9 protein-coding genes and 2 pseudogenes are annotated in these 11068 nt (G+C 40.5%); 6 read left to right on the plus strand and 5 right to left on the minus strand.

Annotated features, from left to right (window positions below):
• The first annotated feature begins 270 nt into the window (after nucleotides 1–270).
• Both ACWATR_RS18505 and ACWATR_RS18510 read left to right on the plus strand, forming a co-directional pair.
• Nucleotides 271–2469 carry an ATP-binding protein gene (locus ACWATR_RS18505; RefSeq protein WP_460335383.1) on the plus strand — a complete coding sequence of 733 codons (2199 nt, stop codon included), beginning with the start codon at nucleotides 271–273 and terminating at the stop codon, nucleotides 2467–2469.
• Nucleotides 2470–2750: 281 nt separating this feature from the next.
• Nucleotides 2751–3398: a class I SAM-dependent methyltransferase gene (locus tag ACWATR_RS18510; protein ID WP_460335386.1), complete on the plus strand. Its 648-nt coding sequence runs from the start codon at nucleotides 2751–2753 to the stop codon at nucleotides 3396–3398.
• An 873-nt stretch (nucleotides 3399–4271) separates the two neighbouring features.
• Here ACWATR_RS18510 and ACWATR_RS18515 read toward each other — a convergent pair.
• Nucleotides 4272–5069, minus strand: coding sequence for a dienelactone hydrolase family protein (locus ACWATR_RS18515; protein WP_460335389.1), 798 nt, complete (start codon nucleotides 5067–5069; stop codon nucleotides 4272–4274).
• A 132-nt stretch (nucleotides 5070–5201) separates the two neighbouring features.
• Here ACWATR_RS18515 and ACWATR_RS18520 point away from each other — a divergent pair.
• A pseudogene (locus ACWATR_RS18520) lies at nucleotides 5202–5855 on the plus strand (Uma2 family endonuclease).
• Here the strand turns inward: ACWATR_RS18520 and ACWATR_RS18525 are convergent.
• From ACWATR_RS18525 to ACWATR_RS18540, 4 genes are all read right to left on the minus strand, one after another.
• Nucleotides 5852–6292, minus strand: coding sequence for a hypothetical protein (locus ACWATR_RS18525; RefSeq protein WP_460335392.1), 441 nt, complete (start codon nucleotides 6290–6292; stop codon nucleotides 5852–5854). The pseudogene ACWATR_RS18520 and the gene ACWATR_RS18525 overlap by 4 nt on opposite strands.
• A 34-nt stretch (nucleotides 6293–6326) precedes the next feature.
• On the minus strand, nucleotides 6327–6791 hold the full coding sequence (locus tag ACWATR_RS18530; RefSeq protein ID WP_460335395.1) for a type II toxin-antitoxin system VapC family toxin: 465 nt from the start codon (nucleotides 6789–6791) through the stop codon (nucleotides 6327–6329).
• A complete protein-coding gene (locus ACWATR_RS18535) occupies nucleotides 6792–7055 on the minus strand; it encodes a hypothetical protein (RefSeq protein ID WP_460335398.1) in 264 nt (87 codons plus the stop codon). It abuts the gene before it with no gap.
• An 89-nt stretch (nucleotides 7056–7144) separates the two neighbouring features.
• Nucleotides 7145–8563: a site-specific integrase gene (locus ACWATR_RS18540; protein ID WP_460335401.1), complete on the minus strand. Its 1419-nt coding sequence runs from the start codon at nucleotides 8561–8563 to the stop codon at nucleotides 7145–7147.
• A gap of 110 nt (nucleotides 8564–8673) precedes the next feature.
• On the opposite strand from ACWATR_RS18540, the pseudogene ACWATR_RS18545 reads away from it, so the two are divergent.
• The 3 genes and pseudogenes from ACWATR_RS18545 to ACWATR_RS18555 form a co-directional block, all read left to right on the plus strand.
• A pseudogene (locus tag ACWATR_RS18545) lies at nucleotides 8674–8841 on the plus strand (nitrogenase molybdenum-iron protein alpha chain); the annotation flags it as partial.
• A gap of 206 nt (nucleotides 8842–9047) precedes the next feature.
• Nucleotides 9048–10583 (plus strand): nitrogenase molybdenum-iron protein subunit beta, encoded by a 1536-nt coding sequence (gene nifK, locus ACWATR_RS18550; protein WP_460335404.1) that lies wholly within the window; start codon nucleotides 9048–9050, stop codon nucleotides 10581–10583.
• 125 nt (nucleotides 10584–10708) lie between these two features.
• Nucleotides 10709–11056, plus strand: a complete 348-nt coding sequence (locus ACWATR_RS18555; protein ID WP_460335407.1) for a Mo-dependent nitrogenase C-terminal domain-containing protein — start codon at nucleotides 10709–10711, stop codon at nucleotides 11054–11056.
• Nucleotides 11057–11068: the final 12 nt, after the last annotated feature.

Consider the following 11068-nt stretch of genomic DNA (forward strand, 5'->3'; position numbering starts at 1 on the left):
GGAGCGTGTCGCACACAGACGCTACGCATAGCTTGCTTCTCTGTAAGAGTACGCGGACTCGCTCTAAGCGTACCCCACCGCGAACGCTGCATTTGCAATGACATTGTGTAATTAATTATGTTTACCTACTTATGATGATGTGTTGCGCTTTGCGACAAGACGCCTTATCGTACCTTTGACTTAACAAAAAATTTAGACAAAGGTAAGTGCGTGAGCATCTTGGGAACTATAGAAGTAAATCAAATCAGCATAAAGTTCCAGCTTACAGCAATGAAGACTCACTATCTAGGCAAAGGTAAGGCGTTCCCATTACAGATTGTTCTTGTTATTCCTTTTGTTATTCAAATTTTTGGAGCGGTTAGTTTAGTGGGTTATTTGTCCTTCAAAAATGGACAAAGAGCAGTTAACGATCTGGCAGAACAGTTGATGGATCGCACCAGCGAGGTAGTGGATGAACATTTGAAGTCTCGTCTTTCCATTCCGCAAACCCTTAATCAGATCAACGCAGATACTATCCGCAGGGGATTATTGGATGTGAGCGATCGCAAAACCCTTGGCAAGTATTTCTGGGATCAAATGCAGGCCTATGACCTGACTTATATTGGTATTGGACTAGCGACGGGTGAGGGAATGGGAGCCGCTCGTTATGATGGCAAAACGATCACCATTGATGATTGGACTGCCAAGCTTCCCAATAACACTACCAACTACGCCACGGATAATCAGGGCAATCGGACTCAAGTTAATAATCGTTTTACTTGGGACAACTTCAACGAAGTTTGGTACACCCAACCCATTGCTGCTGGTAAACCGATCTGGACAAAGATTTATACTGCAAATTTTCCAACAGGCCCCTACATTGCCGCCTCTGCTAGTCGTCCAATCTATGATTCGCAAAATCGCTTACTAGGAATGATTGCCTCTGATATTCATCTATTGAAACTCAGCGATTTTTTACGCAATTTGAATATTAGTCAATCTGGACGGGTGTTCCTTTTAGAGCGGGATGGTACATTAATCGCCAGTTCCGGTACAGAGAAGCCTTTTGTCCTCGTCAATCAAGAGATCCGGCGAGTGCGGGCGATTGACAGTTCTGATGCAATCATCCAGAACGTTGCCAAACACCTCCAAAGCTTCAACGGGTTTACATCCATCACTCAAGACACAGATTTTCAGCTTGAACTGCAAGGAAAACGGCATTTTGTTGATGTTGTACCTTGGCGTGACAAGTATGGTTTAGATTGGCTGGTGGTAGTGAGTTTGCCAGAAAATGCATTCATGGCGCAAATTAACGCCAACACCAACACCACGATCGCCCTTTGTATTGGGGCATTAGTTCTTGCCTCCGTGATGGGCGTGTTTACCTCCCATTGGATTGTACGCCCGATTTTGCGCCTGAATTGGGCAAGTAAAGCGATGGCATCCGGCAATTTAGCTCAGACAGTGGAAAGTAGCGGCATTCAAGAACTTAATACCCTGTCCAACTCTTTCAACCAGATGGCAAGACAACTACACGAATCCTTTACAGCCTTAGAGAAAAGCAAAGAAGAACTAGAAGATCGAGTAGAAGAACGCACCACAGAACTCAAAAATGCATTAGGAGAATTGCAGCGGACTCAATTTCAAGTTATTCAAAGTGAAAAAATGTCTAGTCTGGGACAATTAGTTGCTGGAGTCGCACACGAAATTAATAATCCAGTCAACTTTATTCATGGCAACCTTGTCCATGTGCAGGAATATACCCAAGATTTATTAGCATTTGTGCAGTTGTATCAGCAATATAATCCTAACCCTAGTGCTGAAATTCAAACCGCTGCTGAAGACATGGAACTAGAGTTTTTGCAAGAAGACTTGCCAAAAATGTTGTCTTCGATGAAAGTAGGCACTGAACGCATTCGCCAGATTGTACTGTCGCTGCGGAACTTCTCTCGCATCGATGAAGCAGAATTCAAAAGCGTCGATATTCATGAAGGCATGGACAGTACCTTGATGATTTTGCAACACCGTCTCAAAGCTAAACCAGAACAACCTGAAATTGAGGTGATTAAAGACTACGGCACTGTACCTCTAGTAGAATGTTATGCCGGAAAACTCAACCAGGTGTTTATGAATATTTTAGTGAATGCCATTGATGCATTAGAAGAAAATAATGCCAAGCGCACCTATCAGGAGATCGAGGATAACCCCAATCGAATCAAGATTCGCACATCTGTGGTTAATTTAACATGGTTGGAAGTAGCGATCGCTGATAACGGAGTCGGGATTTCCCAAGAACTTCAGCAACGAATATTCGATCCCTTTTTCACCACCAAACCCATTGGCAAAGGAACCGGAATGGGTATGTCCATCAGCTACCAAATCATCACGGAAAAACACGGCGGTAAACTGGAGTGCATCTCAACTTCGGGAGTTGGAACCGAGTTTATCATTCAGATTCCTCTGCGGCTAAAAGCTCATGGAGTGGTTTAATTTCATACCAAGTAAGTTGGCGCAATTAAAGCTAACTCGTGGGGGCTGTCATTTGTCCTACCCTGCGGGAAGCCGTTGGCGCGTCTATGTTATTGGTCATTGACTAAAAGTTTTAAGCCTATTTACGTTTCATAACATAATTTAGTTTATTTTCACCCACTTACTTAATTTTAAATTGTCAAGTTATTTAGCTAGTAGTAAAATACACGAGGTTTGGACGCCAACATATTATACAGTTGAACAGATAGTTAAAACCAGTAGTCCTATTTGTTATGAAAGCTATGCAGATAAATCAAGTGATTGAAACCTACGATCAGGGTTCAGTGGATTATGACGCAATTATGAAGCGTTACTGGCACATTGAGCGCAACCCTCTAATTGCTTCTTTGCAGCTGAAGCCAGGACAAACTGTACTAGATGCTGCGGTAGGAACAGGTCTTAATCTTTCAGCTTATCCTGAAGGTGTAAGTGTCGTCGGTGTTGATCTTTCTGAAAAGATGATGGATGAAGCACGTAAAAAACGCGTATCCGCAGACATCACTTTCAAAGTATCGGATCTCTGCAATCTTGATTTTCCTGATAATAGCTTTGATGCAGCAGCGTCAGGATATACGCTCTGTGTCGTTAACGATCCAGTCCGCGCTCTTGCAGAGATCCTGCGAGTTACCAAGCCTGGTGCATTTATTGCCATTCTAGATTATTCCAAATCGCAAGATCCAGAGATTCAGAAATGGCAAGAGTTAATAGCCGATGCAGCTTCACAGCTAGGCTTCCCCACTGGCAAAATCAAATGGGATGCATTGATGGATTATGACGAATTGATTTACAACAGTAAGCTTCCCATTGAAGTGCTTGCGGACGATCGCACAGACAGTCCAAACCCGTTTTTATGTGGTTGTCAATTCCTGCTTAAAAATTCCAAAGCTTAAAGCTAATAGTATCGCAGTTTTGGAATTTTATTTTGTATTAAACCTTAAACAGTAGGGTGCGTTATAGCAACGCTTAACGCACCAACATATCTAGTGTGTTACGGCTAATCATGACTTTCTCAAACTCTCAAATCCTTGTATAGCCGTAACATACTCTACTTAATATTTACTTTATCAATAGACTGTTAACAATGCAGGAAAAATAAGTGCAATAAGCATTAGATCAAGGAAAAATAAGCTAATTATAAACCAGATTTTGATTGTATAACCTATTGACCGAAAGTATAATACAATAGCTCTATTAATAATTCCTACAATTATCGATGTATCAAATAAACAAGCACCTGCTATTCCAAACGCGTAGGAGAAACCATTTCCTTGCCGATAGGTTGGCGTTGTTATATGCTCATAATACAGTCAAATAGCTAAGGCTCCAAAAAAAATAGTATAAGCTATTAGCCACTTTATATTAGGCATAATCTGAGCAATAATAAAAGGAATAGTTAGCAATAATATAAAGAATACAATAAGAGAATCAATCATTTATAAATCCTTTTTTTAGAGTATTTGAAAATGTCTACTAACCATATAATGTTGATTAAATTTATGAACTATTATGGCAGCATGACTGTATAAATACACTGATTTAGTCTATATTATGAGTAAAATCAGATTCAGTTATCTTTAGATTTTATTTACGAATTATCTCTGAAATTGTGGTGTATTGCACTTGGCGACAAGACACCACAATCTATATCATTTAGTTTTACAGAAACAATCAGAATATTTTGAGGCTAAAGCTTAATAATTAAAAAGCTATAGCATCCTTAATTTTCTAAACATTCTGAATTATTACTCCTGAATTTTTAGGTTTTACAAGTGATTTTGAAACAGTTCTAGAACATGTTTCCAAGCATCAGGGGCCGCTGCGGGATTGTAACTCGGATTCTGGGTGATGAATGGGTACTTGTCTTTGAAGAATCCGTGGAAGAATCCGTGTCCTGCGTCGTATCGAAATACACGATGATTAATGTTATATTTCTTTAATTCTGCCTCTATCTGTTGATTTTCCTCTTGGGAAATTAATGCATCTCTTGTACCAAAAAATGCATAAATAGTACCTTGAATTTGCGAGGTGCGATTGACGGTTGGAGTTTCTTCACCATAACTGGAACTGGTAATGCCGCCACCGTAAAACGAAGCTGTTGCTTTGATATCGGGTAAAGTTGCAGCCATGTAAGCAACATGACCACCAAAACAGAAACCAATAACACCGATCGCATCATCTTTGACATTGGGTAAAGTTTTCAGGTACGCGATCGCAGCTTGAATATCGCTTAAAATTTCCTGATACTTAACTTGCTGATAGTATTGTAAACCAAGCTGATAGCCTTCTGGACTATAGCCAGCATCTTCTTGGCTATAGTCAACCTCAAAACCGGGAGCAACACGTTGATACAGCGCGGGTGCGATCGCTACATAACCTTGTTTAGCGATTAGTTCGGTGATATCTCGAATATTACTGTTGATTCCGAAAATTTCTGGAAAAACTATAACCGCTCCAAAGGTTCCCTTTTGTGCTGGTTGAGCTAAGTAAGCATCGATTTCTAAGTCATTGTTAGGTACTTTGACATAGCAAGTGTTAATTTCGATGTTTGTTGTTTCTAGCATCTTTGTTTCGGCTGCTTTTATACCAACTTGTCTATTTTGACTGCTTTTGACACAGATATGACATCACCTCACAACCAAATCTGTGACAAGATAATATTGTTGTATTATGGCTAATGCGATCGCTTACGACCTATGATTTCTACCATCTCGCGCCGCTACAGCTTGGATGAATATCGTGCGATCGAAGAAAAAGCCGAAGGACGCAGCGAATATCGAAATGGAGAAATTGTACCTATGGCCGGAGGAACGCTCAAACACAGCCGCATCGGTGGCAATATTTTTGCCTTTCTGAAGTTTTTGCTCCGCGATACTCAATTCGAGCCAATTAACACCGATTTACGGCTGTGGATTCCCGAACATCGACGCGGAGTATATCCAGATATAATGGTTTTTGACGGCGAACCACAACTAAATGGCGATGTCTACGACAAGCCGTAGGAGCGTCTACGTTTAGATGAAGTCTTAAATCCCGTGCTGATTGTTGAAGTCTTATCTCCTTCCACCGCAGATTACGACCGACTCAGTAAATTTCGGATGTATCGCTCAATTGCGAGTTTTAAGGAATATTTGTTAGTCGAGCAGGATGAACCTTTTGTGGAACGCTATAGTAAACAAGCTGAAGGTTGGTTGCTCAGTGATTTTAGCAGCTTAGAGGTATCTATTTCTTTAGATTCAGTTGCGATCGCATTATCGATGACAGAAATTTATCGCGGCGTTGTTTTTCCAGAATGCACACTATGGGAAAGATGTTACTATACTGCAACACAATTGTTAAATTACGGTTAATCGTCTAACTCAAAATATTGAGATAGCCTTTCTATTGTAAAATGGCTTTTCATTTGACATACTATATTCTGGTTTGTAAAAAGCCCTGTTTCGTAGCGGTATGCTTCACTTTTAGACACTGTTTTTATCCAATTGACCAATACCTTGAAATCTCTTACAGGTACAGCAGGATGTGTTACTAGACCAACGCCCACATAACCAGTTTGGGGTATGTAGACAAATACACGCGACCCAGGAGACAGCAACTTTATTATGGGTCGGTTATACTTTTCCTCACTACCACCAGAGATAAAACGATATCTCTGGCAGTCATTCCAGTTTCTATGTTTGCCTTCGCCAAGATTGACATAAAAATCACGACCATTCCAAGGTTCATTATCTTTTTTGGCGTTTAATTTACTGGCTTTGTTTTCAGATTTTTCAGGTTGAGCGATCATCTTTGATTTAATAATTGTAGCATCTGAGTTTGCATTATGGGTGACTATTAGGGTTTTCAATCATTAGTCCCTCACTTACAACTGCTGAATTCAACTCATTATCTGCGGACACAAAGGTAATAGGAGGTAATCCATTAGCAATGGAAATGGTGTTGACTACACGACCTACTGCTAGTTGGATAGCATCATAACCTCTTAAACCATAAATTTCAGATAATACCATTCCAGAATTAATGATATTTTCTGTGATTTCAACAATTTGATAGTCTTTCTGTAAATCAATTTTGAACTGATTACGTGTTATTGTCGCATCTGTAATGCTAATACTTCCACTGCGCGATCGCCTAGTAATTGCCGCTATAATTTCCACACCAGTTATTGCAGCAATAAATGCTTCATTGTTGAGAGCCGGATCAAATAGCCCCAGAACCCAAACTGATCCAGTTTCGCTAATATAACGCTTAACTAATGCGCTACTGTCCAGAAAATAAACTGCCATCTAACGGCGTTCCTCAATGATACTTTCAGAAACAGGCTTTCCCTCAGCATGAATTAGTCGTCGCTCAGTTATTGGCTCGTAAGCAGGATGCTTGATCTGCTTCACTAAGCCAGAATCGATCAGGGCTTGGTGAAATGCTGCTTGTTTAACAGTTTCTTCATTATCAGAAAGATACTTTTGAATTGTCTGATTAAGCTGCTGAAGCTCTTTTAGTTCAAGTGTCTCAAGCTGCTTAAGTATTTGGTTCAGAGTTTCTATTGCCATACTTTTGTAATGTATATTTCTATTGTTGATGATTTTTCACCTATAAATCATAGCAAATTATCTAAAACTGGTATGATTTATCAGGAAAGTTAACTTTGTTTATAAACCATTTCCATTCTCAACTTCTCAACCTCTAATCTCAACTTGTCATTCTCCATCCTCAACTTTGCATTCTCCTCCCTAATCAACTCAACTTCATTCCTCTTACTCAAAGCTTGATTCATTGCCAACTTTCGCATATCTAGCGAAAACCAACGCTGATAAGTTTGCGTGTGAACTTGTACACTATGCCCTAAATTATCCGCCGCCGCTTTAATTGGTATTCCCAAAATATGCGCCCGAATTGCCCAAGCATGACGTAAATCATAAGGTTTAAAATCCAATCCTATCTTACGAAACCACCAACTAACTCGCTGTGTTAATGCCGTTATCTCAGCATGATTTGTGTTATCTTTTTTAGCGATTGCACTCCTCAACATCTCCAAATATTTAGGATTTCTCAAATCAAAATCCTCAATCCATTGCCGATGTAATGGTAATGCTTGTCTCTCACCAGTCTTAGAATCCTTATGAACTTTCCATGTCAAATCTAGATTTTCTTGACTCAACCACCAATCAATATCAGGATTAATAAAAAGTTCCCGTGGACGTAAACCAAAAACTGCTAACATTCCATACGTCCAGCGCCAAAGTTGCCAGCTATCTTGAACGTTTTGATTAACTTGATTCCCTCTGTTGTTTTGATAATCTTCAAACTTGATAATTCCCTCAGATATTTCTGCATCGGTCGGTATATTCCGGGAATTATTCTCAGGCATTTTGGAATATTTAGATAAATCAATTTCGATATTGAATGTCACACAAAATGCTGCGATCGCTCTAGCTGCATTATACTTAGCCCATTCTTTATCGATTTGTTCAATTGAACTGATCAAATTTTCAGCATTTGCTAAATCTTGAGGATTGGTAAATCTCTTGGTGCGAGAAAAATAATAGAAAAAAGTATGTTCGCTTTTTGTTGTGCGTTTGTGAGTTTTAAAATACTCTTCTTCAAACTTTTCCAGTAATTCACCTATAGATTGAAAATCTTTTCTAATTGCCTCATTACCTAAATATTTATCATTCCATTCAAAAGTTTTACGAGCAATTAACTTTCCTAATTCATAGGCTTCTTCCTCAGCCGTCTTGAGTCCATCCAAGTTAGCAGGAATATTCAAACTGAGATTGTATTGCTTTCTCCCAGTACCGTTGCTATCTTTGTCACCCGGTTTAATTGGTAACGTCGCCCGTAATTGAAGACTTCCATTCGATTCTCTAATTGTCACCTTTGCCTTTGCAGACTTCAAACGCAGATTAACTTTTTCTAATTCTAGTAGTACTTTCGTTCTCATGTGTTCTTTTTGCTGCTGTGCTTGCAGACTTGAGCCAAGAAAACTGCCATCGGTAGATGAAACAGGCTCTAAGTCTGCAAAAGCTTGTTGATACTTGTCTTGACCCTGATTATGCATCGCTGTGTTTTTAGCCTATATTTAGCCTAAAAATAAATGTGTTATCAGCGAACAATGTTTGTCTCTCACACTGTTTACTGCAAACATTAGGCTATTGAAAAGAATTAAACCACAAAAAGGATTACTCCGGCCCTTATCATGGTTACGACGGCTTTGCCATCTTCGCTCGCGACATGGACTTGGCACTTAACAGCCCAACCTGGTCATTAATTGGCGCTCCTTGGAATGAAAAAGCTCAGGCTAAGAAGGCTGAAGCTAAGGCTAAGGCTGCCGTCTAGGGAAATGGGAGAGAGCGATAAGTAAGGATAACCTGGGGCTAAAACCCCAGGGGGGAGTTGGGAATCCAAAATTCAAAACTGAAAAATTAAAAATTTCTTTTGATTTTTGCATTTTGAATTTTGAATCATATTCCCATCTCCCACCCCCGCTTCAAATCCTTATTCCTCAATCAGTAAAAGAATTCAGTAAGCTTGGAGATCCAGAAATGCCTCAGAATCCAGAAAAAATTCAAGATCACGTAGAGTTATTCCACCAGCCTGAGTACCAACAGCTATTTGAAAACAAAAAGCAGTTTGAAAACGGTCACGATCCCGAAGAAGTAAAACGGGTTTCAGAGTGGACAAAGGGTTGGGATTATCGTGAAAAGAACTTCGCTCGTGAAGCTTTAACCGTTAACCCTGCTAAAGGCTGCCAACCACTAGGAGCAATCTTTGCTGCTGTTGGTTTTGAAGGTACTCTACCTTTCGTTCAAGGTTCTCAAGGTTGCGTTGCTTACTTCCGCACCCACTTAACCCGTCACTACAAAGAACCATTCTCTGGTGTATCTTCTTCAATGACTGAAGATGCAGCCGTGTTTGGTGGTTTGCAAAACATGATCGACGGCTTGGCGAACTCTTACCAACTCTACAAGCCCAAGATGATCGCTGTCTGCACCACCTGTATGGCAGAAGTAATCGGTGATGACTTACAAGCATTCATCAACAACGCTAAGAGTGCTGGTTCAGTTCCTCAAGATTTCCCAGTACCTTACGCTCACACCCCTAGCTTTGTCGGTTCCCACATCACTGGTTACGACAACATGATGAAGGGAATTCTTTCTAACTTGACCGCAGGTCATAAGAAAGAAACCAGCAATGGTAAAATCAACTTCATCCCAGGTTTTGACACCTACGTAGGCAACAACCGCGAAATCAAGCGGATTGCTTCTTTGTTCGGCTTTGACTACACAATTCTAGCCGACAACAGCGACTACTTGGATTCACCAAACACAGGTGAATTCGATATGTACCCAGGTGGTACAAAGTTAGAAGATGCGGCAGATTCAATCAATGCGAAAGCTACGATCGCTCTGCAAGCACACTCTACCCCCAAAACCCGCGAGTACATCGAAAAAGAATGGAAGCAACCAACCTCAGTTTCCCGTCCTTGGGGCATTAAGGGTACTGATGAGTTCTTGATGAAACTCAGCGAATTGAGCGGTATCCCCATTCCTGAAGAATTGGAAATCGAACGCGGTCGTGCAGTTGATGCCATGACTGACTCCCACTCATGGATTCACGGCAAGCGCTTCGCTATCTACGGCGAACCAGATTTAGTATACAGCGTAGTTGGCTTTATGCTAGAAATGGGTGCTGAACCTGTGCATATCTTGGTTCACAACAGCAACGAAGTATTTGAAGCAGAAATGAAAGAACTGCTTGCTTCTAGCCCCTTCGGTCAACATGCAACTGTTTGGCCTGGTAAGGACTTGTGGCACATGCGTTCACTGTTGTTCACCGAACCAGTAGACTTCTTAGTTGGTAACACATACGGTAAGTACCTGTGGCGCGACACCAAGATTCCCCTCGTGAGAATCGGCTACCCCATCATGGATCGCCACCACTTACACCGCTATGCCACCATTGGTTATCAAGGCGTGATCAACCTCCTCAACTGGACTGTAAACACCCTGTTTGAAGAAATCGATCGCAACACCAACATTCCTTCTAAGACAGATATTTCCTACGACTTGATTCGTTAGAAATTGCGTAGAAACACAACGTGTTAATTAAGGGCGGGGAATAATTCGTAATTCGTAATTCGTAATTCGTAATTATGAATTATTCCCCCCTTTTTCTTGATAGCATTTACCCAAGGAATTGATAAATGGAAACCATCAATCACACTCACGAACACACTCACACTCATCCTCATCCTAATTACCATCCACCTAACCAGAAAAAACCAGGATGGTTCCACAATCTTCTTAATCCGTTGCGCCGTGTGGTGGATGGAATTCAGGTTAAAAATAATCGCATCGCTCATCTAATTTGTCAAACAATTCCTTGTTGTTGTCCCTTTGAGCGACAAATTAAATTATTTGGGAAGACTATTGATATCCCACCACTATGTAAACTCAATCCTTTATATGACGAATTTGTAGGATTGCGTTTCCGCGCTCTATCTTACCTCGCTGATGTATGTGGAGAGGATGTCACAAAATACATTTGTTAGTCATTAGTCATT

The sequence above is a fragment of the Nostoc sp. UIC 10890 genome (assembly GCF_054786515.1).

What these genes read in the sequence shown, in the direction of transcription:
- ACWATR_RS18510 (WP_460335386.1), top strand. Translation starts at nt 2,751, where the DNA reads ATGCAGATAAATCAAGTGATTGAAACCTACGATCAGGGTTCAGTGGAT.
- ACWATR_RS18555 (WP_460335407.1), top strand. Translation starts at nt 10,709, where the DNA reads ATGGAAACCATCAATCACACTCACGAACACACTCACACTCATCCTCAT.
- ACWATR_RS18505 (WP_460335383.1), top strand. Translation starts at nt 271, where the DNA reads ATGAAGACTCACTATCTAGGCAAAGGTAAGGCGTTCCCATTACAGATT.
- ACWATR_RS18540 (WP_460335401.1), bottom strand. Translation starts at nt 8,563, where the DNA reads ATGCATAATCAGGGTCAAGACAAGTATCAACAAGCTTTTGCAGACTTA.
- nifK (WP_460335404.1), top strand. Translation starts at nt 9,048, where the DNA reads ATGCCTCAGAATCCAGAAAAAATTCAAGATCACGTAGAGTTATTCCAC.
- ACWATR_RS18535 (WP_460335398.1), bottom strand. Translation starts at nt 7,055, where the DNA reads ATGGCAATAGAAACTCTGAACCAAATACTTAAGCAGCTTGAGACACTT.
- ACWATR_RS18530 (WP_460335395.1), bottom strand. Translation starts at nt 6,791, where the DNA reads ATGGCAGTTTATTTTCTGGACAGTAGCGCATTAGTTAAGCGTTATATT.
- ACWATR_RS18515 (WP_460335389.1), bottom strand. Translation starts at nt 5,069, where the DNA reads ATGCTAGAAACAACAAACATCGAAATTAACACTTGCTATGTCAAAGTA.
- ACWATR_RS18525 (WP_460335392.1), bottom strand. Translation starts at nt 6,292, where the DNA reads ATGATCGCTCAACCTGAAAAATCTGAAAACAAAGCCAGTAAATTAAAC.